This is a genomic window from Streptomyces sp. NPDC088745 (assembly GCF_044751045.1).
GTDB classification, from domain to species: Bacteria; Actinomycetota; Actinomycetes; order Streptomycetales; family Streptomycetaceae; genus Streptomyces; species Streptomyces cremeus.
The window spans coordinates 123153-146753 of record NZ_JBIVLB010000006.1; the positions used below are offsets into that span (position 1 = coordinate 123153).

Here is a 23601-nt window from a genome sequence, read left to right on the forward strand (position 1 = left end):
GCCCGGCGGTGCGGGACGTCCGCGAGCCGGACCAGAACGTCCGCCGGGCAGCGCGGGACGTCCGCCCGCCGGAAGCAGACGGACACCGCTCGGCGGTGCGGGACGTCCGCGAGCCGGACCAGAACGTCCGCCGGGCAGCGCGGGACGTCCGCCCGCCGGAAGCAGACGGACACCGCTCGGCGGAGCGGGACGTCCCCCCGCCGGGCCGGAACCCCCGCCCGGCGGCGCGGGACCTCCGCCCGCCGGATCGGAACCCCCGCCCGGCAGAGCGGGACGTCCTCCCGCCGGACCGGAACCCCCGCCCGCCGGGCCGGAACCCCCGCCTGCCGGTGCGGGACGTCCCCCCGCCGCGAGCGTGCTCGCGCCGTCACCCCTCCCTCCGACGCCACGGCCACCGCAGGGTGCCTCCGGAGTCCGGCGCCGCCGCGGAGCCCAGGGTCACCACCGCCGCCACCACGCCCACCACGGCCAGTGACTGGGCCAGCGGGCCGAAGGCGCCCGCCTGGGCCGCCACCGGCGTTCCCGCGCCCCAGGCCGCCGCGACTCCCGCGCCCGCCATCGCCGCCAGGGCGACCAGCGGGAGCAGCGCCGGGCGCCAACGGGCCAGGAGTGCCAGGACGGGCACGGCCAGGGCCAGCGGCCCCGCCACCAGGATCATGATCACCGTCAGCGCCGCCAGGCCGAGCACGGCACCGGGGGCGGGCGGCGCCGGCACGGGCCCGTCCGGCTCGCGGGCGTCCCGCCGGGTCCACAGCACCAGGCCCGCCAGCGCCAGCAGCGCGACACCGCCCGCGATGAGACCGCCGACGTACCAGCGCGCCGGGGCGAACTCCAGGCGCACCGTGCCGCCCTCGCCCTCCGGCACCAGCCAGCCCTGCTGCCAGCCGTCCAGCCGGACCGGGCTGAGCTCCTTGCCGTTCAGGGTGGCCCGCCAGCCGGGGTTGGCGTTCTCGTGCAGTTGCAGGTACGAGGCCGCGCCCGCCCCGACCCTCACCTCGCGCGCGTCGCCCGACCAGTCCTTGAAGTCCAGCGCGCGCCGGTCGGCGGAGGGCGCGGAGACCGCGCCCCGCGTCAGCGTCAGGTCGGTGATGGCGAGGGGACCCGTGTCACCCGCCTCCAACCGGTGCGTACCGGCGGCCAGTTGGGCCACGCCGTCCCGCTGCTCGCCCGCGCACAGCGAGACCTCGATCGGGCGGCGTTCGGTGAGGTCGCGCAGGGTGCCACGGGCGCTCGTGGCGTGCAGCGTGCCGTCGACGGACAGGACCGGGCCCTGGCCGCAGGGGAGCGAGAAGGCGCGGGAGGGGTCGGGCTGCGGCACCCGGTAGTCCTCCAGGGCCGGGACGTACACCTCGCTCAGTCCGATGGGGAGCTGCAGCTCGCCCTGCGCCACCGGGTTGTGGATGGTCAGCGGCGCCGCCTTGGTGAGGGTGATGTCCAGCCGGTCGGTGGTGATCGGCTGGAAGCTCGCCAGGCCGTTGGGGTCGACGGCGGCCGTCGCCGCGCCGTCCGGGGAGCTGATCTCGACCTGCTCGGGGCGGGTGGAGAGGCCGCCCGCCGCCGCGAAGACGATCTGCCCGACGGGCCGCTTCTCCGGCCACCGCAGGTGCAGGACGGCCTTGTTGCCGGAGATCCACGAGGTGCTCAGGTCGCCGTCCACGAGGTTGCGGGGGCTCAGCGAGGTGCCGAGCTTCGCCGTGGATTCGGCGCTCACCAGCAACTGCCGCCGCTGGTCCGGCGCCTGACGGTAGAGCAGCTCGTCCAGGGCCTCGCCCGGAACGGGCAGGGCCTTCGCCTTCAGCGAGTACGCCCCGTCCCGCAGGGTGGTGAACTGGCGGTGCAGCCCCACCTCCGCCGAGACCGGGGAGAGCCCGCCGGGGTCGCTGCCCCGGTGCAGGGAGAGCACGTTCGGGTCCGTGCCGTCGTCCGCGGCGTCCTTGGGGAGGGACAGCAGCCGGGTCACCGTCACGCCGGGGACGTCCACCGCGCTGAAGCCCGCGCCCATCAGGCCGGGGCGGCCCTGCTGGGCCTCCTCGATGGTGATCTTCAGCCACTTGGCCTCACCGGGCGGGGCGTCCACGGTCTGCGGCTGCCCGTTCGGCTGGAGCGGGCTGGTCGCGCCGCCCCGGTCGGTCTCCACCCGGACCACCGTCGGCGCGGCCCGCATCCCGTCGGAGGGCAGCGGGGTCAGGCGCAGCGTCCCGGGCATGGTCACGGGGGCGTTGAAGTCGACCCGCAGCCACTGGCCCGCGGGCCGGGCCGCGCTGCCCTCCGCCCAGGCGGTCTCCGGGTTGCCGTCGAAGGCGTTCACCGGGTCGTACTGGGGGAGGTGGAACAGCCAGTTCCCGCTGCTGGACGCGGTCACCGACTTCGCGCCCCGCAGCACGGCGGTCGTCTGGCGGCGGGGATCGTCGTCGGGCAGGATCTGCCGGGGTTCGCGGCCGGGGTCCTGCGCGCTGCCCGGCTGATTGCGCTCCTTCTCGGTGTACGTGTACGAGGTGTTGGTGTTCACCAGCCCGAACCGGGTGTCCGCCCGGCGCAGCCCGTCGCCCGCCGCCCGCACCGGGGGCTCGCCGAGTCCGGGGGCGTTGTCCCCGGTCAGCACGGCCGGCCGGTCCCGCAGTGAGGGGTCGGCGGACAGCCGCAGCAGGGACTCGGGGCCGCCGGCCAGCGTCATCGTGTCGGCCACCGGCTTGAGCGCCGCCCGCCCCGGGTCACGGGTGCCGGACGGGGGCTCGTACACCTCGACCGCCTGCTGCCTCGGGTACAGGCCCTCGACCTGCACGGGCGTGTCGTCGGGGATGCGCCCGCCGGTGAGGACCGGACCGAAGCCGGTCACCCGCCGGTACCCGGACGACTCCAGGGTGCGCTTCACGGTCTGCGGCGGCACGTAGCCGATCTGGTCGGGGTCGAGGTCGTTGCGTACGACGACGTAGTGCAGCCCGGCCCGGTTCAAGTAGGCGGCCAGGCCCGGGACTTCGCCGCCGGACATCAGGGACTGCTCGACCGCGTCGAGCACCCGCCGGTTGCCGGGGGTGCCGAACGGCACGAAGTCCCGCTGCGCCCACGGGGATTTGGCCAACACGTCCAGCGGCTGGTCGATGGTGGAGCCCCAGGTGTGGATGCCGTGCGCGGTCGCCGGCGTGACCAGGGCCCGGGTGTCGCGGGAGTGCTCCTTGAGCCAGGCGGCCGTCTGCGCCCAGTGGTCGGGGAGCTTCCGGAACGCTCCCGGCTGGAGGATGCTGCCGTTCACGTACGGCAGCAGCAGGCCCGGCAGGACGAGCAGGGCCGCCAGCGCGGGCAGGTGGGAGCGGCCGGGCACCCGGCGGGTTCCGTGCCGCTCCGAGACCACCGCGACGGCGTGCACCAGGCCGAGCACCAGGGCGAGCGCCAGACCCGACTGGAACTTGTAGATGTTGCGGAACGGCACCAGCCACCCGTTCAGCCAGTCCTGCATCGTGCCGGGGAACAGCGCGCCCAGCGAACCCCCGTACCCCGCAAGGGTGATGAGGACGACCGAGAGCACGACCAGCAGCAGCCAGCGCCGCTCGGGCACGTCCCGCCGGGCGAGCCCCGCGAGCCCGATCGCCGCCGCGCAGGCCGAGCCGAGGATCGCGAGCACGGAGGCCGCGACCGTCCACCCGGCGGGCAGCCACGGCTCGCCGAAGTTCAGGTACGCCGTCCAGTTGCCCGCGCCGCGCAGCAGCTCGGTGGCGGACATGGTGTCGGTGGTGGTGCTCGCCTGCTCGACGTACGGCATGAAGTTCTCGCCGTGGATGCCCAGCAGCAGCAGCGGAACCACCCACCACAGGGTGGCCAGTAGCACCCCCGGCACCCACCACAGGAGCTGGGTGCGGCGGCGCGGCCCGGCCGGGCGGCTCAGCAGGTACAGGCCCACCGGCAGCAGCGCCGCGAGGGTGGAGGCGGCGTTCACCCCGCCCATGAACGGGATCAGCAGTGCCGAGCGCAGCGCCGAACTCCGGGCGCTGAGCGCCGGGTTGACGAGCGGCAGCAGCACCCAGGGCAGGAACGCCCCCGGCAGCGCCGCCGCCGACGTGGAGCCGATGACGATCGTGTACGTCGGCCACAGTGCGTACACGGCCGCGCCCAGCAGCCTGCTCCGCGCGGAGCCGACCCCGAGCCGCTCCGCCAGGCGCAGCGCACCCCAGAACGCGACCGACACCACCAGCGACAGCCACAGACGCTCCGCCAGCCACACCGGCAGCTGCACCAGGTCGGCCAGCGCGTAGAACGGCAGCATCGGGAAGGCGTAACCGATGTACTGGTCGAAGATCCCGCCGAACCCGGCCCGCGCGTGCCACAGCTCGCCCAGGTCGGCGAGGAAGGTGAACGGGGCGGCGGCCACGCCGAGCTTCGTCTCGAACGTCATGCGCCCCGGCGACACCGCCAGGAACGCCACGAGGACGACCGCCCAGAAACCCAGCAGCCACTTGCGGGAGCGGGGCGCGTCGTCGGGGCCGCGCCCGTCCGGCACCGGCGCGGCGTGCGACGGCGGGCCGGGCGGAGCCTGGAGCGTGCTGGTCATGGACACCGCCGGAGGATGAGGAGGAGGTTCCAGGTGACGAATTCCCGCAGGACCGGGATCCGCGGAGGGAGCGAGGGCAGCAGCGGCCAGTAGCGGGCGCGCGCCGACACGACGGCGACGTCCTCCCGCTCCCTGACCTGGCGCAGGGTGGTCCCGACGTGGATCGGGAAGAGGTTCTCGCCGACGGTGTGCTTGGCGCTGCGGCCGGTGCGCCGCTCGAAGCGGCGGCGGCCCCGGTCGGCGCCCAGGTAGTGCCAGGGCGCCCACTCGTGGCCGCCCCACGGCGAGAACCAGTTGGTGAACGACACGTAGATCAGCCCGCCGGGCCGGGTCACCCGCACCATCTCGCTGAGGAAGGTCTGCGGGTCGGCGACGTGCTCCAGCACGTTGGAGGAGAAGCAGACGTCGGCGGCCCCGTCGGCGAGCGGCAGCAGATAGCCGTCGGCCAGCACCGAGCCCTCCGGCGGCCGGTGCCCGGCGGGCGTCAGCGCCCGGGGGTCCGGTTCGAAGAGGTACGTCTCCGCGCCCCGCCGCCGGAACTCCCGGGCGAAGTACCCGGTGCCCCCGCCGACGTCCACCACGACCCGGTCCTTGAGCGGCACGTACCGCTGCACCTGGTCGGCGGCGTCCCGCGCGAGCAGCGTGTAGCAGTGCTCGGGGTCCTCCTGCTCGTTCAGGAAGGCCCGCAGGAGTGCGGCGGAGCGCCGGAAGGAGGGGTCCCGGAGCGGCGGCGGAGTGCGGCTGGCGTCCTTCATCGCAGGGCGACCGCCCCGGCCGGCACCGGCCCCGGCGTCTTCGGCTGCGGTACGGCGGCGCCCACGGCCTCGGCGGCCACCGCGCGGAACGCGCTCACCGTGCCCGACCAGCGGTAGCGCTCCGCCTGGCGCATCGCCGCCCGTCCCATCGCGGTGCGCCGTTCGGCGCTCAGGGCGAGCGCGCACCAGGCGGCGGCGAACGAGCTCTCGCCGCGCGCCAGGACGCCGGTGACCCCGTCCTCGACGGAGTCCCGCAGCCCCGGCACGTCGAAACCGACGGACGGGGTGCCGCGGGTGGCGGCCTCGGTGACCACCAGGCCCCAGCCCTCGACGGCCGACGGGTGCAGCAACAGCCAGGAGGCGCAGAGCAGTTCGTGCTTCTCGGCCTCGGAGACGTATCCCTTGAAGACGACACCGGGGCCCGCCATCGCCTCCAGCCGGCGGCGCTCGGGGCCGTCGCCGACGATGACCAGCCTGCCCCCGGTGACCGGGCGCACCCGTTCCCACAGGCGCAGCAGCAGGTCGATGCGCTTGTACTCCACCAGGCGGCCGACCGCGAGGAACAGCGGCTCGGGGGAGCGGGCGGTGAGGACCTGCGGGCTCTCGACGCCGTTGTGCACGACGCGGATGCGCTCGCGGTCCACGCCGAGTGCGCCGAGGGCGTTCGCGGTGGACGGCGAGACGGCGACCAGGAGGTTGTCGCGCTGGGCGGCGGACAGGGCCCAGTGCTCCAGGCGTCTGCCGAGTCCGGCGGCGGGGCCGGGGAAGCGCATTCCCCACAGCTCGGTGTGCACGTGGTTGACCAGGCAGAGACTGGGGCCGCGGTGCCAGAGCGGAGTCAGGTAGGGCAGGCCGTTGCAGACCTCGACCAGCAGGTCGCAGCCGCCGATGTGCTTCTCGAAGGTGCGGCGGGCGCGCAGGAAGTGGCCGAGGTCGCCGCCCGCCGACACGACCCGGTAGTTGCGGCGGGCGGTGGGGCCGCCGCACAGCAGGGTGACCTCGTGGCCGAGGGCGGTGAGTCCGTCGGCCAGCCGGTCGACGAGGAGCTCGGAGCCGCCGGCGGCGGGGTTGCCCAGGTCCCGCCGGGACAGGAAGACGATGCGGCGGGGCTGTACCGTTGGCTCCTGCGGCTGTGGGGGCCGCAGGGACGTGCGGGGCGCGGGGGGCGCCGCGAGGGGCGGCGTGGGGGGTCCGTGCTGGGGCATCCGGGCTCCAACTCGTGTCGAGGGTGCGGAACCGATGACTGACCGATGAGCGGCCGCGGGCGGCCTGGCGGTGGTTGACGGGTGGGGACGTACGGCGTTGCGTGTGCGGTGGGGTGGTTAGGCAGTTTTCGCCACCGGGTGCGGGGCGGCTACTCACGTGCGTGACAAATTCCGCACGGATATCGGCTGACGCCTCATCACATCCCGCACTCGGTAAGCCATTCGGCGGGGTCATGCTGCTGACCTCGGCCCCCCAGGAGCACGTCGGCCGCGTCCCACGGCCCGGCCGGGAGCGCGCGCGGCCCTGCCGCGGGGCGCTTCCCGGCCGCCGGAGGACGGCTCAGCCCTGGTCCGGGGTGTCCCTGCGGCCCCGTACGACCAGGAACAGCCCCGACCCCGCCAGCGCGATCCCCGCCGCGCCGCCGCCCACCGGCAGCGTCTCGCCCACCAGCCGCAGCTTGTCGCTGTCCGCACTCGCCTGCGCCACCTGGGCGCGCTGGGTGGCCGGGGTGAACTCCATCCGTCGGCTGTCCAGCAGCACCAGCGCGTCCTTCTTCCCGCCGGGGGCCCGCAGCGTCTTGCGCGGGCCGATCATCGCGTTCACGATGCGTCCCGTGCGCCGGTCCACGACCAGCTCCACGCCGTGGTTGGCGTACCACTCCTCGGCCAGGACCTGGCCCCGCTCGGGCAGTCCCACCAGGCGTCCCGGCACCATCCGGGTGCCCGTCTTCGCCGGCGCCACCGTCCCGGTGAAGCGGTAGCCCTCGTACCCCTGGATCTTCTTCGTACCGCTGAAGCGGAGGGAGACGGTGGAGCCGAGCGTGCCGTCCCACCAGCGGTAGGTGCGCTTCTCGACATCGAAGGGGAACTTCAGGTAGGCCTCGCCGTCGAAGACGGGCTGCTCCTTGCAGCAGTGCACCGGCTCATTGGTCCTGCGGTCGGTGACCCAGCGTTCCAGCGTCCACTGGAGCGAGTCGGTGGTGTCGGCCGCGGGCAGCGTCTCCTCGGTGTCGATGGACGTCGACACGTCCCAGACGGCCCGCCCGCTGCGGACGCTGTCGGCGACGTCGCCGCGCACCTGCCGGGTGATCGTGAGCGGTTTGTCGCGCGCGAGCTCCAGGGACTTGGTGTCGAAGTAACTCCCCGTGCCGGTGAACACGGTGGTGGTGCTGATGTCGATCGGGTTCTTCTTGGCGCGAGGACTGACGTACGAAACCAACAGCGGGGCCAGGACCAGCAGAAACACGCCGGTGCCGAGCAGGATCAGCGACAGGGGAGAGGCGGTGCGACGCATACGGGGCGCTCCAGGGGGTGCCATGGCGGAGGTGAACACGTGCACGGTGCGTATGGGCCGGGAACCGTAAGCGCGGTCTTGACGGGCTGTCAATTCCCCCGTGGGCGCGGCCTTGACGTCCCATCGGGGCCGCGTGAGACTGTGGGCTTGCTGTCAGGCCGCCGGTGGGGACCAGCGTCGGAGAGGTTTCCCACCATGCCCAGACTGATCTCAGCGCTCCTGACCTCCCTCGTCGCCGCCGCGCTCGCGGTGGGCGCGGCGTTCGGCATCGTGGCCCTGCTCGATGCCACCCCGGAGCAGCCCAACGTGCCTCTGGTCAGCTACGAGACGGGGGCACCGCGACGATGAAGACGACCGGCACCACGACCGGCCCCCCGGCCCCGGGCGCCACGGGCGGCCCCCGGTCACCCGGCGCCGCGGGCGGCCCCCCGGCTCCCGGCGCCGCGCCGTCCGAATCGGCCTGGGCCAACGTGCCCGCGCTCCAGATCCGGCAGTTCGCCGACCTGGCGCTCGCCGAAGTGCCCGCCCTGGCCCGCGAGATCCTCGACGAGATCTGCCGCGAGCACCCCCGGATGCCGCTGATCCGCGACGAACACGGCGACCTCATGGCGCTCGTCGGCATCCGCCGCGCCCTGGAGGACTTCGTCCGGCACCTGGTCCGTCAGGACGGCCGCCGCCCCCACCTCGACCTGGAGGTCTTCCAGGAGTTCGGCCGCGGCGAAGGACTCCAGGGCAGGTCCCTCAACTCCCTCCAGGCGGTCTACCGCCTCGGCGTGCGGCTCGCCTGGCGGCGCCTCGCCGAGATCGGCCAGCAGGTCGCCATCCCGCCGCCCGCGATGTACGAACTCGCCGAGTCGGGCTTCGCCTTCCTGGACGGCCTGGTCGACGAGTCCCTGCGCGGCTACGCGGAGGCGGCGGCCCGCCAGGCGGGCGAACGGCTGCGCCTGCAACGCAAGTTGACCCAGGCCATCCTGCACGAGTCGGCGGCCGGAGCCTCCGACGCCACGAAGTCCCTCGCGGAACTGTCCGCGCACGCCGCCCGCATCGGCTGGACGCTCCCCGACCGGCTGGCCGTCGGCGTGCTGATCCGCCCCTCCCGGGAGAGCGTCGCCCCGGCCGTCGGCCCCGAAGTCCTCCTCGACATGGAGAGCGAACAACCCTTGATGGTAGTCCCCGACCCCCAACAGGTCGGCCGCACCGAACAGTTGAAGCGCGCCACGGCCGGCTGGACGGGCGCCCTCGGCCCCTCCGTCCCGCTGGGCGAAGCCGCCACGTCCCTGCGCTGGGCCACCGCCGCCGTCGGCCTCATGGAACGCGGCCTGCTCCCCTCCGACGGCCTCCTGTCCTGTACGGAGCACACCCAGGCCCTGGTCCTGCTGCCGCCCGAGGCGCTCATCGGCGACCTGTCGGCCCGCTGCCTGGCCCCCCTCGCGCACTGCGGCCCCACCCAGGGCCGCCGGCTGGCGGAGACCCTGCTCGCCTGGCTGGAGATCAGGGGCGGCGCCCCGGAGGTCGCGGCCCGCCTCGGGGTGCACCCGCAGACGGTCCGCTACCGCATGCGGCAGATCCGGGAGCTGTGGGGAGACGAAGTGGACGACCCGGACCGCCGCTTCGAACTCGAACTGGTGCTGCGCGCCCAGCGCCTGCGCGGCGAACTGGCCGAGCCCCCGCACCGCAACGACACGACGGGCGGTTGAGGAAATGAGCCCCCGCCGCCCCCGGCGCCCCCGCGCCGTCGCGCTGGTCCTCCTCCTGCTGTGGTGCGCCACCGGGTGCGCCTTCTTCGCGGAGCCGCCGCAGGAGGATCCCCCGCCGCCCCCGGCCCCCAGGGCGGCGGCCCGCCCCACCCCGGAGGCGGACCGGACGCGCGCCGCCGCACCCCAGTCCGTGCCCGACGCGCCACGGCCCCGGGGCGAGCGCCCCACCGTCCTCTACCTCGGCGACTCCCTCGCCATGGAGAGCCAGCTCTCCCTCGCCGACGAGGTCGACGCCGGCGGACGGGCGACCGTGCACAGCGCCCCGTACTCCGGCACGACCCTCTGCGACTACCTCACCGGACGCCCCGTCCGCTCCCTGGTGCCCGCCCGGGACAAGGCGGCCGCGCTCGTCGCCGCGCACCGCCCGCGAGTGGTCGTCCTCCAGTTCTGGGGCAACGCCTGGGGGTACACCCCCTGCATGGACGGCATCCCCCAGTCCAGCGCCCGTTACTACGAGCGGTACGCCCAGGACGCCGAGGCCCTCACCGGGCAGATCGCCTCCGCCGCCCGCCGCGCGGGCATCCCGCGCCCCACGATCCTCTGGGTCCTCCAGGGGCCCGACGCCTTCTCCTCCGACCGCATCCCCCGCGTCAACGACCTCTACCGGGCCCGGGCGGCGGCCTCCGGCGACGCGCTCGCCGACGCGGGCAAGGCCGTCAGCGCCCCCGGCGCCCGCTACGTCTGGCGGCGCCAACTCCCGTGCACCGCAGCCGAGACCAAGACCCCGGACGCCTGCCGCAACGGACTCGCCGCCCTGCACCGCACGGACGATCCCCTCCACTTCTGCCTGGCCCCCACCTCCACGACACCACGCCCGTGCCCGACCCCCTCCCCGGGCATCACCCGCTACACCAGGGCCATCGCCGACGCCGTCGCCCGGCACGTGGACTGACCCGCCGTGCCCCTGCACGCGGACGAGGTCCCCCGGGACGCGACACTGGTCCGGTCGCTGCTGAAGGAGCAGTGCCCGCAGTGGGCGGACCTGCCGTTGTCCGCCGGGGGCGCGGGCACCGACAACACCCTGTACCGGCTGGGCGCCGGCCTTCTCGTACGGCTGCCGCGCACCGCCGCCACCGGGCGCTCCGTGCAGAAGGAGCACACCTGGCTGCCCCGCCTGGCACCCCGTCTCCCGCGCCCCGTCCCCGAGCCCGTCCACGCCGGGACGCCCACGGACGCCTTCCCCCTGCCCTGGTCCCTGTACCGCTGGATCGACGGCGAGGAGGCGGGCCCGGACACCGTCGGGGACTGGGCCGCCTTCGGGGCCGACCTGGCGGAGTTCGTCCGGGACCTGCGCCGCACCGACCTCATGGGCGCCATGCGCACCGGCGGCCTCCGCTGGTACCGGGGCGGCGGTCTGCGGGCCTGCGACCGGTGGATCAGCGGCTGCTTCGACGACTGCCGGGCGGGCACGGGCGACGCGGACGCCCTCGACGCCGACGCACCGGACGACGGCGCACCCGGCTCCGGCCCGCCCGACGCCGGCCCGCTCGACTTCGACGCCCTCGAACGGCTGTGGCGCGGCGCGCTCGCGCTTCCCGGGTCCCGTGCGCCGCACGGCTGGCTGCACGGCGACCTCAAGCCGAGCAACCTCCTGGTCCGGGACGGCGGGCTGCACGCCGTCGTCGACTTCGGTTGCCTCTCCGTCGGGCTGCCGGACGCCGAACACGCCGCCGTTTGGGACCTGCCGCCCCGGGCACGCGAGGCGTACTGGAACGCCGTGGACCTCGACGACGCGACCTGGGCCCGCGCTCGCGCCTGGGCCGTCGCGGTGGGGGTCAGCGGCATCGCCCACTACGGGAAGACCTTCCCCGCCTTCGTCGCCGAATGCCGTCGGCGGCTGCGGGCGGTCCTCGCCGCCGACGGGCGCTGAGCCGGGCGGGGCCCGGATCCGGCCTCCCCGGGGCCGCCTCCCGCGGGGAAGCGTTCCGCGGAGGCGGCGTGCGGCAGGGTCCGCGGCAGGGCCCCCGCCGGGGGCGGCCCGGGAAGGGGGTGTCGCGTGCGCGCATCGCGGACGGCATCACTGATGGTGGAGGTGGACGGAGCCGCCGGCCACCACCGCCCGCCGCCCCACGGGGCACCCCGGCGCGCCGTTTGAACCCGTACGACCGAGCCCCGCCCCTTCCACCCGAAGACGGAGAAGCCGACGTGCCCCACGACCGCATCGCCGACCTCGACGCCCACTGGCGCGCCGCCAACTACCTGGCCGCCGGCCAGATCTACCTCCTCGACAATCCCCTCCTCACCGAACCCCTGCGCCCCGAGCACATCAAGCCGCGCCTCCTCGGCCACTGGGGCACCTCGCCCGGCCTCAACCTCGTGCACACCCACCTCAACCGCCTCGTGCGGGAGCACGACCTGGACGCGATGTGCGTATGGGGTCCCGGGCACGGCGGTCCGGCCGTGCTCGCCAACTCCTGGCTGGACGGCTCGTACAGCGACACGTACCCGACGATCGGCCGGGACGCCGACGGCATGCGCCGGCTGTTCCGGCAGTTCTCCTTCCCCGGCGGCGTGCCCAGCCACGTCGCGCCGGAGACCCCCGGCTCGATCCACGAGGGCGGCGAGCTCGGCTACTCCCTCTCGCACGCCTACGGCGCCGCCTTCGACAACCCGGACCTCCTCGTCGCCTGCGTGATCGGCGACGGCGAGGCGGAGACCGGGCCGCTCGCCGGGTCCTGGCTCTCCAGCAGGTTCCTCGACCCCGTCCACGACGGCGCGGTCCTCCCGATCCTCCACCTCAACGGCTACAAGATCGCCAACCCGACCGTCCTCGCCCGCATCCCCGAGGACGAACTCGACTCCCTGCTGCGCGGTCACGGACACGACCCGATCCACGTCACGGGAGACGACCCCCGCAGCGTGCACACCGCGATGGCCGACGCCCTGGACCGGGCCCTGGAGCTGATCACCGCGGACCAGCAGGCCGCCCGCACCAAGGGAACGCGCGCGCGGACCCGCCGGCCGATGATCGTGCTCCGTACGCCCAAGGGCTGGACCGGGCCCGCCGAAGTGGACGGCGTGCCGGTCGAAGGCACCTGGCGCGCACACCAGGTGCCCCTGTCGTCCGTACGCGAGAACCCGGACCACCTGCGGCAGTTGGAGGCATGGCTGCGCTCCTACCGTCCGCAGGAACTGTTCGACACCGACGGACGGCCCACCGCGCGGGTGCTCGCCTGCGTGCCCGAGGGCACGCGCAGGCTCGGGGCGAACCCGCACGCCAACGGCGGCCTGCTCACCCGGGACCTGCCGCTGCCGCCGCTGGAGCACTTCGGCGTACCCGTCGACAAGCCGGGCGCCGCCGTCCACGAGCCCACCCGCGTCCTGGGCGGCCTGCTCGCCCGGATCATGCGGGACACCGCGCAGCGCCGCGACTTCCGTGTGGTGGGCCCCGACGAGACCGAGTCCAACCGGCTCGGCGCGCTCTTCGAGGCCACCGGCAAGGCCTGGCAGGCCGGGACCCTGCCCACCGACGAACACCTCGCCACCGACGGCCGCGTCATGGAGGTCCTGTCCGAACACACCTGCCAGGGCTGGCTGGAGGGCTACCACCTCACCGGCCGCCACGGCCTCTTCTCCTGCTACGAGGCCTTCGTCCACATCGTGGACTCCATGGTCAACCAGCACATCAAGTGGCTGAAGACCTCCCGCACGCTGCCCTGGCGGGCCCCCGTGCCCTCCCTCAACTACCTGCTCACCTCGCACGTCTGGCGGCAGGACCACAACGGGTTCTCCCACCAGGACCCCGGCTTCGTCGACCACGTCCTCAACAAGAGCCCCGAGGTCGTCCGCGTCTACTTCCCGCCGGACGCCAACACCCTCCTGGCCACCGCCGACCACGTCCTGCGCAGCCGCGACTGCGTCAACGTCGTCGTCGCGGGCAAGCAGCCCACCTTCGACTGGCTCTCCCTCGACGACGCCCGTACGCACTGCGCCCGGGGCGCGGGCATCTGGGAGTGGGCCGGCACCGAGGACCCGGCGAAGGGCCCCGAGGTGGTGCTGGCCTGCGCGGGCGACGTGCCCACCCACGAGGTGCTGGCCGCCGCCCAGTTGCTCCGCGAGCACCTGCCCGACCTGTCGGTGCGCGTCGTGAACGTCGTCGACATGGCCCGGCTGCTGCCCCGTGAGGAGCACCCGCACGGGATGACCGACCCCGAGTACGACGCCCTGTTCACCCCCGACCGGCCGGTGGTCTTCGCGTACCACGGCTACCCGTGGCTGATCCACCGCCTCGCCTACCGCCGCACCGGCCACGCCCAGCTGCACGTACGCGGCTACAAGGAGTCCGGCACCACCACGACCCCCTTCGACATGGTGGTGCGCAACGATCTCGACCGGTACCGCCTGGTCATGGACGTCATCGACCGGGTTCCGGGCCTCGGGGTCCGCGCCGCCGCCGTCCGCCAGGCCATGGCCGACGTGCGGACCCGCCACCACGACTGGGTCCGCGCCCACGGCCTCGACCTCCCCGAGGTCGCCGACTGGACCTGGACCGGCTGACCCGCCGCCGTCCCTCCTGCCGCCCGGCCCCGCCCACCGGCGGGGCCGGCTCAGACCCGTACGGCCGCGCCCGTCACCCGCACCCCCGGTTGGCCGTCGCGCAGTTCCACCTCCAGCAGGGAGGGGCTGCCCAGGTCGTGCCCCTGGTGCAGGGTCAGCGCCGCCTGCGCCGGTACGAGGCCGAGTTCGCGGGCGTACGCGCCGAAGGCCGCCGCTGCCGCGCCCGTCGCCGCGTCCTCCACCACGCCCCCGACGGGGAACGGGTCGCGCACGTGGAAGACGGTCGGCGACTCGCGCCACACCAACTGGACCGTGGTCAGGTCCAGGGCGCGCATCAGGGCCAGCAGCCGGTCGAAGTCGTAGTCCAGGTCGGCCAGCCGCTCGCGGGTCGCCGCGGCGAGGACGAGGTGGCGGACCCCCGCGTAGGCGATCCGCGGCGGCAGCGCGGCGTCCAGTTCGCCCTCCCGCCAGCCGAGCGCGGCGAGCGCCTCGGCCACGTCCTGCGGATCGGCGTCGTGCACCCGGGGCGGCACGCTGGTCAGCGTGGCCTTCAGCCCGGCCGGCGAGGCGGTGACCGTGATCGGCACGTGCCCGGCGTTCGTGAGGAAGTCGTAGTCGCCCGCGCCGAGCCGCTCGCCCAGGGCCACCGCGGTGGCGACGGTGGCGTGACCGCAGAAGTCGACCTCCGCCTCGGGGCTGAAGAAGCGGAGGCGGAAGGCGCGTTCGCGGTCCGCGTCGGGCGCCGGGGTCACGAACGCGGACTCCGAGTACCCGAGCCCGGCGGCGATCGCCATCATGTCGCCGTCGTCGAGCGCGGAGGCGTCGAGCACGACCCCGGCCCGGTTGCCGCCCCCGGGGTCGGTGGAGAAGGCCGTGTAGTGGAGCACGTCGGAGGGCAGGGCCGGGGGAGTGGTCTGCTGCGTCATGGGTGAAGCCTCTCGTGCGGGGACGGAGGGGGAACGCGCGGGGGCGGCCCGGTCTTCCCGGCGGCGGCCATCGGCCCTGTCCGCTCTTTCTGTATCGACCACTACACAATATGCTACGGTCACATCCGTAACGACCGCTACAGAACTCCTGGGGGACCCCGATGCCCGAACTCGCCCTGCCCGCGCCCGCCTTCGCCCGTACCGTGCGCGGCCGCACGGGCCCGGGGCTGCTGCTCGCGCACGGCGCCGGCGGCGGCGTCGAGGCCAACTACGGGCCGCTCCTCGACCGGCTCGCCGCGGAGCACCGCGTCGTCGGCGTCGACTACCCCGGCACCGGCGACACCCCCCGCTCCACCCGGCCGCTCCTCCTGGACGACCTCGCCGACCAGCTCGTGTCCGCCGCCACCGCCGAGGGCCTGGACACCTTCGCCGTCCTCGGCTACTCCCTGGGCACCGCCGTCGCGGTCCGGGCCGCGGTCCGCCACCCGGAGCGCGTCACAGCCCTCGTGCTGACCGCCCCGGTGGCCCGGCCCTCCGCCCGCCTGCGGCTGCACGCCGAACTCTGGCGCGACCTCCACGCGTCCGGGGCGCACGTCGAACTGGCGCGGTTCCTCGTGCCGCTGGCCCTGGGCGCCTCGGCCCTGGAGGCGCTCTCCGAGGACGAAATCGACGCCGTGGTACGGGAGACGGCCCGGACCCTGCCGCCCGGCTCGGCCGACCACGCCGACCTCGTCACCCGTATCGACGTACGCGAAGACCTCGCCCGCGTCTCCGTGCCGACCCTCGTCCTCTCCACGACGGAGGACCTCCTCGTCTCCCCCGACCTGCACCGCGCGACGGCCGCCGCGATCCCCGCCGCCGAATTCGCCGAACTGCCCACCGGGCACCTCCCGTTCGCGGAGAACCCCGATGTCTGGCTGGACCGCATCACGGAGTTCCTGAACCGGCGGGGGGCGACTGGGTAACCTGCGGGCATGGGCATCAAACTGGAGAACGTCGGCATCGCCGTCCGCGACCTCGAAGCAGCCGTCGCCTTCTTCGTTGACCTCGGCCTCACGGTCGTCGGCCGGGACACCGTCAGCGGCGCGTGGACCGACACCGCCGTGGGCCTCGACGGCAACCACGCCAAGATCGCGATGCTCCGCACACCCGACGGGAACGGCTGCCTGGAGCTCTTCGAGTACCTCCACCCCGAGGCGATCGAGACCGCGCCGACGCTCCCCAACGAGATCGGCATGCACCGCGTCGCCTTCTCCGTCGACGACCTGGACGCGGCCCTGGAGACCGCCGCGAAGCACGGATGCCGTCCGCTGCGCGGGGTGGCGACGTACGAGGACGTCTACCGGCTGACCTACCTGCGCGGCCCCTCCGGCATCCTGGTGATGCTCGCCGAGGAGCTGAGGAAGAGCTGAAGAAGAGCTGACGTCCTCCGCCGCGCCGGGGCCCTCGCGCGGCACCCGGCCGAGGCCGGGCCGGACCGGGCGGACCGAGGGGCGGCGTATAGCGTGCGGGCATGGCGATCTCGGGGAAGCGGCGGGTCCTGTACCGGCAGGGCAGTGGATTCTGGCGGATGACGGCGAAGTGGGCCGTGGTCTTCGGGGCTCCGGCCCTGCTGGACGGCGGGCTGCTGCGGACCTGGGGCGACGCCCTGGTCTGGCCGCTGATCGGGGTCGTGCTGTGGGTGCCGTTCGGGATCGGCGTCGCCTGGTACCCCAGGAAGGACCAGCGGGTCCTGCTGACGACACGCGAACTGCGGGTGCGCCGCAGGCGCTTGCCGATGGAGACGGTGAACCTGCTGCACGTGGCACGGCTGTGGCTGGACGGGCGGTCGACGCTGGACGGCCTGCCGGTGCGGGAGTGGCGGCGTCACGACCGGGTGGTGTGGGTGCCGTTGCGGGACGGGCGGGCGTTCGGCGTGGAGTTCCGTGACCCGGCCGCCTTCGCCGAGGTCTTCGGCGCCTTCGCGGTGGCGGCCTGCGGCGGTCCGGACGTGGTCCGCGCGAGGGCGGCCGCGGAGACCTACCCCGATCCGCGCCCGCCGCAGCCGCGCCGCACGTCCGACGGGGGCTCGTGGGCGGACGCCCTGGACGTCTTCGGCTGACGGCCGGGACTTCGGCGCCCCCGGGCGGGACCCGCCCGGGGGACGGGGGCCGCTCAGGGCCGCCTGGTGCCGATGACCGTCGACAGGTCCGGTGCCAGGCGTACCTCGGTGGCGAGCAGGTCCGGGTGCTCCAGCCAGGCCAGCCGTGCCGTGTCCGGCTCGCCGTCCATCAGCGGCGGCCACTGCGTCAGGGGCGTGAAGTCGTCGATGACGACCGTGCCCGCCGGGCGCAGCAGCCGCTGCGGATCCGCGGCCGGCGTCTTCTTGCCGTTGCCGCCGCCGTCGGTGACGAGCAGGTCGAACGGGCCGCGTTCGTAGATACGCGTCCAGTCGCCGCAGAGGATCTCCACATCGGGGACGCCCGCGAACAGCTTCGCGGCCTCCTCGGCGCGCTGTTCGTCCCGCTCGACGCTGACGACCCGCACACCGGGCCGCCGCGCCGCGACCATCCAGGCCAGCCCGACACCGCATCCGGTGCCGGTCTCGCCGATGCTGTGAGCGGCGCCGGCGGCCAACGCGTGCAGCAGACGGCCCTGTTGGAGGCGGCACGAGGACGGAAAACCCAGCCGCCGGGCGAGCTCGACGGCCGCCACCACGAGATCGGGCAGGCCGACTTCCCCCACGTAGGCGTCTGTTCCCGAAACGGACATGTTCCCCCCAGAGGCGTTCGGCCGGTGCAGCCGCCACCTTCCTGCATTTCACCGGATACGGCAACGACGTACCGCGACCCGCCGCACGGCCGGGCAGCGGCTTCTCGCTCGTCTCCTTCGTGGGCGGACTGCTCCTCGGCGTGATCCCGGACCTGGTCCTCGTCCCGGCGCCGGCCGCGATCCTGCTCGTGTCCGCGGCCGAACTCGCCCGACACGCCTGAGCGTACGGCCTCCGGCCTCTCTCGCCGGGGCGCGCGGAGGTTCCTGGGCGGGACCGGAGGACGGCGGCTGTGCGGCGAGGTACGGATCACCCCGCCCCGTACCAGAGCTCTAGCCGCTCCCGGTCGGCGGCACGAGGTCGCTCTCGCTGATCGTGCAGGTCAGCGCGGGGTAGTCGAAATCCGTCTCCGTGTTCTCACGGCGTCGTAGCCGGTAGAACTCGCGGCGCTGTTCGTCGTCGGCCGCGGAGAGGCGGGTGCCGCAGGGGAGGTGGGCCTGCCCGTCGCGATGGCGGAGGAGGGTCTTCGACGTGCGGAAGGTGAGGCCCAGCCACGGGTTCTCCGGTGCCGCGGCGGAGGTGTCCAGCACGATTCTGTGCCTGTGACGCCGGTTCGACGCGACCGAGAACAGGACGAATCCGTGGTGGGTGAGAGGCAGGTCGACCGTGGCGCCGGCGGACTCCTTCGATTCGACGACCAGTTTCCTCGACGAGCCCGATGCGGGGTACTGGTAGCAGGAATAGACAGCGATGAAGGAATCGTCGGCCAGGTCGAGAGCCTGGTCGGAATGGCTGCCCATCGTCCGGTAGGCGTCGGTGTAGTGCTCGGCCAGGGCGTTGTTGAAGGCGACCGGCAGCGCGGCCTGCTCCTGAATGCGCTGTGCCAGCCGTGCGTGCAGCGGCAGGAAACGCTGGGCCGGATTGCGGTAGCGGCTCGTGGTGCGTACGAGGGGCACCCCGCCCGCCTCGTCCACCTTGGTCAGCACGGCGCCTCGGCGGCCCTTCCCCAGCTCCTCCCAGGTCACCGAAGCGGACAGTTCCGCGAAGAGGTCGTCGCCGCCCGGCAGTGCCCACGAGGTGAACGCGTTCGCGGGATCAGAGGCGGGGGGCAAGGTAATCTCCCGTGTTCATGCTGAAGAGGAACGCGTCGCCGTAGTCGACGGGGGAGGAGGTCTTGTTCTCCTCGGCGTACAGCCTGCGCAATTCCCTCATGCCCTCCTCGGTGGGCGGCCCCAGCCGCGCCAGGGAGTCGCCCCGCTTGAGATGGGTCTCGCCGTTCCTGTGCACGGCTTCGGTGGCGGAGCAGCGCACCACGTAGCCCAGGCGGGTCGGCAGCAGCTCGGCGTCGAGCGACGACGGCCGGATCTCGTGCGTGTAGAGGCGGTTGGTGGACAGAGGCATCAGGAAGACGGAGCCGGGGTGGAGCGTCACGGTGAACTGCGCCGGGAACACGGCCTCGTCGCGTGCCGTGAGCGGGTCCTTGCGGCGGAAGCGGAGCCGGGTCAGGCCGCTGGTGCTCTTCACCCCGAGGTCGAAGGGGTCGTCGGCCAGGGGCCGCAGCTTGTCCAGGCCGTCGTAGAAGGTGCAGAAGGCCATGACGCCGTTGGCCGGCATGTCCTTGGTCTTGTCGGCGTGCGCCGAGATCCTGGCCTTGGACTGCTTGCGCCCGGTCGTGGCGACGGTGTTGTGGTAGATCTGCGCCAGGACGTGATTGAGCGGGGCGTGCCGGCGGAACACGGACTCGGCCTCGCGGTTGAGGGCCGCGACGATTTCCGTGTCGGTGCGGCGGAAATTCTCGGTCGGGCCCGAGAGGTTGGTGGAGCAGCGGAGCAGGCGGAAATGCAGTGCGTCGCCGGCGCGCGTGACGGGCGTCAGATAGATTCCGCTGCGGTGGGCCGTTCCGGGCTTGGTGGATTCCGTCAGGGACTGGAAGGCGTGCTCCGAGCTGATGCGCCCGAAGTGGCCGTCGTCGGGGCTGAAGTAGCGGCGGTAGTAGACGCCCGCGCCGTGCACGCGCGTGGGGACCCGGCCGACGCCGACGACGGGCCAGGGGCCGCTGGGGGCTTCGTCGTCACCGTGCGAAAGGCCCCGTACGACGAACACCCGGGCTGCGGAACGGAGTTGGGCCGCGTCGAGAACGGAAACGTCGCCGCACGCGTACACGGTCCGCCCCGCGAGGTCCGCAGAACCCGGGGAGAGGTCTTCCGGTGCGACGCGGGCTCCGAAGAAGTCCCGCAGCAACGGGTGGTCATGGAGCGCCGAAGGGGCGATCAGGACATGGCCGGCGTCGTCAACGCGTGCTTCCGTCGCCCCTGTTGTACGGATCGCCTCTGTCGTACGCATCGCGCGGCACCTGCCGTTCCCCGTGGACAAGTCAATGGCCCGCATTTCCTCTTCCGCGGATGTTCCGGAAAGCGCGGGAGAGAGGAGACGGGCCGTCGAGGCGTGATGTTCTCACGGGGGTTCGGCCGCGGGCAACGGGAAAAGCGCGGCGGCCCCGCCCCGTGGGCGGCCCGTGCCGGCGACCTCGTCGGCCGCACGCGTCCGGCACGGCGCGGCACCGGCGGAGCGGCGGGCACGGGACGGCGCGGCGGACGTTTAAGGTGGGCGAATTGGGACGGGTGGAAATGGGCGGGAGGTTCGGCGGCGCGTGTTCTCGGCGGATGTCGTAGCAGGTGGGCCGGGGACGGTGCTCCGGTTTCGTGGCGAGTTGGACTTCGAGAGCGTGGTGCAGTTCCAGGAGGCGGCGGCGGCCCTCTTCGCGGGCGGCGCTGTGCCGGGGCTGGTGGTGGTCGACTGCGCGGGGCTGGAGTTCTGCGACTCCTCCGGGATCAGCGAGCTGGTCCGTTTCTACCTGCGGCTGACGGACACGGGGAGCCGGCTGCGGATGTCCGCCGTACCGGCCTCGGTGGCCCGCGCGTTCGAGCTGACCGGGCTGGACCGGGCGATCCCGGTGTACGACAGCACCGGGGCGGCCCTCGCCGACGTGACCCAGGGGAATGCCTGTGCGTATCCCGGGGCAGGGGAGGAGGACGGGGTGGTTCGGGAGGGGCGGGCAGGATGACCAGCACACCGCGGCGACCGGGCGTTCCGGCGCGGCACGACGCCGATCGGGTGTGCGGAGCCGACTGGGCGCCCGACGCCGGCCGGGCGCACGACCGATCGCCCGGCACCGGCCGCGCACCCGGCGCCGGGCCGGCGACCGGTGCCGGACCGGCGCTCGACGCCGATCACGTGCCCGGCGCCGACCGGGTGTCCGGCGCCGAGGAGGACCTGAGGGCGCTGTTCGGCGAGTCGACGGCGGTCTTCGCCTCGGTCGCGGGCCCCGCCCACCTCCTGGAGGCGGCCAACCCGGCGTTCTTCGCCGCCATCGGCCGCACCGGGCACGCCCGCACCGGCCTGCCGCTCGCGGAACTGGTGCCGGAGCTGGCGGGCCAGGGCTTCCTCACCCTGCTCGACCGGGCCTACCGCACCGGCCTGCCCTGCTCCGTGCGGGACGCCCGGGTGCTGCTCGGCGAGGGCGGCACAGCACGCGAGGCGTTCTTCGACTTCCACTACGAACCGCGCCGCGACGCCGGCGGCAACGTCATGGGCGTACGGATGATCGGCGTGGAGACCACCCAGGTCAAGCACGCCCAGCGGCTCACGGCCGAACACCGGGCCCTGCTGGAGCAGATCGCCCGGCAGGCCCCGCTCGACGAAGTCCTCGAAGGCATGGCCAAGGTCATCGAGACCCTGTCCCCCGGGGTGCTCGTCTCCGTGCTGCTCGCCGACCCCGACGGCCGCCACCTGCGGCACGGCACCGCCCCGAGCCTGCCCGGCTTCTACAACCGCGCCATCGACGGCATCGCCACCGGTGAGGGCGTCGGCTCCTGCGGCACCGCCGCGCACCGCCGCCGCCGGGTCGTCGTCACCGACATCGCCACCGACCCCTTCTGGGACGACTTCCGCGACCTCGCCGTGCGCGCCGGGCTGGCGGCCTGCTGGTCCACGCCCATCCTGGCCCGCGACGGCCACCTGCTGGGCACCTTCGCGATGTACCACCGCACCCCGCGCAGCCCCAGCGAGTCCGACCTCGCGCTCGCCGGGATCTTCGCCGGCACCGCCGCCCTGGCCATCGAGCGCCACCACGCCGAACGGGCCCGCCTCGCCGCCGAGGCCCGCGAGAAGGCCGCCCGCGACGACCTGACCTTCCTGCTCCGGGCCAGCAACGCGCTGAGCGCCGACCTCGACCACGCCCAGACCCTGCAACGCCTCGCCACCCTGTGCGCCCCCACGCTCGCCCCGCTCTGCGCCGTCGACGTCATCGAGGGCGGCCGGGTGCGCCGTATCGCGACGGCCGCCCCCACGGCGTACGAACGCGCCCTGCTGGCCTCCCACATCCCGGTCTACGACAGCGGCGACGACGCCGTCGCCCGCGTCCTGGCCTCCTCCCTCACCGAGGTCGCCCGCCGCACCCCGACCGGCCCCGGACCCTGGCAGGACCTGAACGTCACCGGCTACCTGTGCGCCCCGCTCACCGACCGCGGCCAGACCTTCGGCACGCTCACCCTGCTCAGCACCGGCGACCACACCTTCGACGGGCACGCGGTCACCCTCGCCGAGGAGCTCGCCCGGCGCGCCGCCACCGCCGCGCACAACGCCCGCCAGTACACCCAGCGCGTCACCCTCGCCCGCGACCTCCAGGCCGGGCTCCTGCTGCCGGACCTGCCCACCCTGCCCGGCGCCGAGCTGGCCACCTCGTACCACCCGGCGGGCGAGGGCCTGGAGATCAGCGGGGACTTCTACGACGTCTTCCCCCTCGACGACGGCCGCTGGGCATTCATGCTGGGCGACGTCTGCGGCCGCGGCGCGCTCGCCGCCGCGACCACCGCCCTGGTGCGCAACACCGCCCGCGCCGTGGCCCCGCTGCTGCCCGGTCCCGAAGCCGTCGTCCACGCCGTCAACCGGGCCCTGACCAAGCGTCACAACAGCCACGACACCGGCTTCGTGACGCTCGTGTACGGCCACTTCACGCCGGCCGCCGACGGACTGGACATCGAACTCGTGCGCGCGGGGCACACCCTGCCCGTGCACCTCACCGCCGACGGCCCCCGGCCGGTGCACAGCGAGGGCTCCCTGCTGGGCATCCTCGGCAGTCCCGCCCTGGCCGCGCGCAGCCTGCGGCTGGCCCCCGGCGAGAGCCTGGTGCTCTACACGGACGGCATCACCGAGGCCCGCAATGCCGCGGGCGAGCAGTTCGGCGAGGACCGCCTGATCCGGGCCCTCACGCCGCCGCCGTCCGGAGCGCAGGGCATCCTGAAGGCCCTCAGCCAAGCGGTCCAGGCCTTCACCGACGGACACGAGACGGACGACGACCAGGCGACCCTGGTGCTGACGGCGACCGCGGCGGCCACCGGGCGGAGTCCTTCGCCCCGCGCCTGACGTAAGGAGCCGCCGCGCCACCCGGTGCGGGGCTCGGCGGGGTTCACGTGACCTCTGGACGCCCGGCCAGTTGGAGGGGTGACCCTTCGTTCCCGATCCCACCCCGGAGTTCCCGTGTTCCGTATGTCCCGTACGCGTACGCCCCTGGCCGCGCTGGTCCTGGCGGCGGCGGCCTCCCTCGGCGTCGCCGCCCCGGCCCCGGCCGACGGCCACGAGCCCGCAGGCACCCTCGTCCTCTCCCATGAGGACTTCGCGCGCTACCTGGCCGCCCCCGCCCACGAGCAGCGGCTGATCGAGCAGAACCCGCGGTACCGGGAGGTCTGGGCCGGCTGTCTGCCGCCCAGCCGCGTCGAGCCGAACGTCTGGGGCCCGGGACACGTCTGCGTCCCGCAGGGCGCCCTCCAGTAGCCCGGCAGGGACGGACGGCTCCTTACGGCGCGTTTCACCCGCC

Annotated in this window: 19 protein-coding genes; 11 read left to right on the forward strand and 8 right to left on the reverse strand. The window is 74.1% G+C overall.

The annotated features are described in order from the left end of the window. Positions 1–367 precede the first annotated feature (367 nt). The 4 genes from ACIP93_RS18020 to ACIP93_RS18035 form a co-directional block, all read right to left on the reverse strand. Entirely contained in the window at positions 368–4543 is a 4176-nt protein-coding gene (locus ACIP93_RS18020) for an alpha-(1->3)-arabinofuranosyltransferase family protein (protein ID WP_401760607.1), read from the reverse strand. Next, complete coding sequence (locus ACIP93_RS18025) at positions 4540–5298, reverse strand: class I SAM-dependent methyltransferase (protein WP_345219548.1); 759 nt, start codon at positions 5296–5298, stop codon at positions 4540–4542. Before ACIP93_RS18025 ends, ACIP93_RS18020 begins: the two co-directional genes overlap by 4 nt. After that, positions 5295–6503, reverse strand: a complete 1209-nt coding sequence (locus ACIP93_RS18030) for a glycosyltransferase family 4 protein (protein WP_401759998.1) — start codon at positions 6501–6503, stop codon at positions 5295–5297. Before ACIP93_RS18030 ends, ACIP93_RS18025 begins: the two co-directional genes overlap by 4 nt. 340 nt (positions 6504–6843) lie before the next feature. After that, positions 6844–7797 carry a DUF3068 domain-containing protein gene (locus ACIP93_RS18035; RefSeq protein WP_345219550.1) on the reverse strand — a complete coding sequence of 318 codons (954 nt, stop codon included), beginning with the start codon at positions 7795–7797 and terminating at the stop codon, positions 6844–6846. A 195-nt stretch (positions 7798–7992) separates the two neighbouring features. On the opposite strand from ACIP93_RS18035, the gene ACIP93_RS18040 reads away from it, so the two are divergent. The 5 genes from ACIP93_RS18040 (at position 7993) to ACIP93_RS18060 (ending at position 14051) form a co-directional block, all read left to right on the forward strand. After that, complete coding sequence (locus ACIP93_RS18040; RefSeq protein WP_345219551.1) at positions 7993–8145, forward strand: hypothetical protein; 153 nt, start codon at positions 7993–7995, stop codon at positions 8143–8145. Then, the gene (locus ACIP93_RS18045; protein ID WP_345219552.1) at positions 8142–9494 is read left to right on the forward strand and encodes a helix-turn-helix domain-containing protein; all 1353 of its coding nucleotides are present in this window, start codon (positions 8142–8144) and stop codon (positions 9492–9494) included. Before ACIP93_RS18040 ends, ACIP93_RS18045 begins: the two co-directional genes overlap by 4 nt. Before the next feature lie 4 nt (positions 9495–9498). Continuing rightward, positions 9499–10446 carry an SGNH/GDSL hydrolase family protein gene (locus tag ACIP93_RS18050; protein WP_401760003.1) on the forward strand — a complete coding sequence of 316 codons (948 nt, stop codon included), beginning with the start codon at positions 9499–9501 and terminating at the stop codon, positions 10444–10446. 6 nt (positions 10447–10452) lie between these two features. Next, positions 10453–11424, forward strand: a complete 972-nt coding sequence (locus ACIP93_RS18055) for a phosphotransferase (RefSeq protein ID WP_401760005.1) — start codon at positions 10453–10455, stop codon at positions 11422–11424. A gap of 275 nt (positions 11425–11699) precedes the next feature. Next, a complete protein-coding gene (locus ACIP93_RS18060) occupies positions 11700–14051 on the forward strand; it encodes a phosphoketolase (RefSeq protein WP_401760008.1) in 2352 nt (783 codons plus the stop codon). A gap of 50 nt (positions 14052–14101) precedes the next feature. Here ACIP93_RS18060 and ACIP93_RS18065 read toward each other — a convergent pair whose 3' ends face one another. After that, on the reverse strand, positions 14102–14977 hold the full coding sequence (locus tag ACIP93_RS18065; RefSeq protein WP_401760011.1) for a PhzF family phenazine biosynthesis protein: 876 nt from the start codon (positions 14975–14977) through the stop codon (positions 14102–14104). A 161-nt stretch (positions 14978–15138) separates the two neighbouring features. Between ACIP93_RS18065 and ACIP93_RS18070 the strand changes: the two genes are divergently transcribed. The 3 genes from ACIP93_RS18070 (at position 15139) to ACIP93_RS18080 (ending at position 17078) form a co-directional block, all read left to right on the forward strand. Then, positions 15139–15942: an alpha/beta fold hydrolase gene (locus tag ACIP93_RS18070; protein WP_401760014.1), complete on the forward strand. Its 804-nt coding sequence runs from the start codon at positions 15139–15141 to the stop codon at positions 15940–15942. Between the two features lie 9 nt (positions 15943–15951). Next, a complete protein-coding gene (locus ACIP93_RS18075; RefSeq protein ID WP_345219558.1) occupies positions 15952–16389 on the forward strand; it encodes a VOC family protein in 438 nt (145 codons plus the stop codon). 101 nt (positions 16390–16490) lie between these two features. Next, the gene (locus tag ACIP93_RS18080) at positions 16491–17078 is read left to right on the forward strand and encodes a hypothetical protein (protein ID WP_401760017.1); all 588 of its coding nucleotides are present in this window, start codon (positions 16491–16493) and stop codon (positions 17076–17078) included. A 53-nt stretch (positions 17079–17131) separates the two neighbouring features. On the opposite strand, the gene ACIP93_RS18085 is transcribed toward ACIP93_RS18080, so the two are convergent. The 3 genes from ACIP93_RS18085 to ACIP93_RS18095 form a co-directional block, all read right to left on the reverse strand. After that, positions 17132–17701, reverse strand: coding sequence for an O-methyltransferase (locus ACIP93_RS18085; RefSeq protein ID WP_401760020.1), 570 nt, complete (start codon positions 17699–17701; stop codon positions 17132–17134). 357 nt (positions 17702–18058) lie between these two features. Beyond that, complete coding sequence (locus tag ACIP93_RS18090; RefSeq protein WP_401760023.1) at positions 18059–18838, reverse strand: hypothetical protein; 780 nt, start codon at positions 18836–18838, stop codon at positions 18059–18061. Next, positions 18822–20069 (reverse strand): hypothetical protein, encoded by a 1248-nt coding sequence (locus tag ACIP93_RS18095; RefSeq protein ID WP_401760026.1) that lies wholly within the window; start codon positions 20067–20069, stop codon positions 18822–18824. Before ACIP93_RS18095 ends, ACIP93_RS18090 begins: the two co-directional genes overlap by 17 nt. 346 nt (positions 20070–20415) lie before the next feature. Here ACIP93_RS18095 and ACIP93_RS18100 point away from each other — a divergent pair, with 346 nt between their 5' ends. From ACIP93_RS18100 to ACIP93_RS18110, 3 genes are all read left to right on the forward strand, one after another. Beyond that, entirely contained in the window at positions 20416–20790 is a 375-nt protein-coding gene (locus tag ACIP93_RS18100) for an STAS domain-containing protein (RefSeq protein ID WP_401760029.1), read from the forward strand. Then, positions 20787–23150: a SpoIIE family protein phosphatase gene (locus tag ACIP93_RS18105; protein WP_401760032.1), complete on the forward strand. Its 2364-nt coding sequence runs from the start codon at positions 20787–20789 to the stop codon at positions 23148–23150. Before ACIP93_RS18100 ends, ACIP93_RS18105 begins: the two co-directional genes overlap by 4 nt. A gap of 123 nt (positions 23151–23273) precedes the next feature. Further along, positions 23274–23558: a hypothetical protein gene (locus tag ACIP93_RS18110; RefSeq protein ID WP_401760035.1), complete on the forward strand. Its 285-nt coding sequence runs from the start codon at positions 23274–23276 to the stop codon at positions 23556–23558. The last annotated feature ends 43 nt before the right edge of the window (positions 23559–23601 follow it).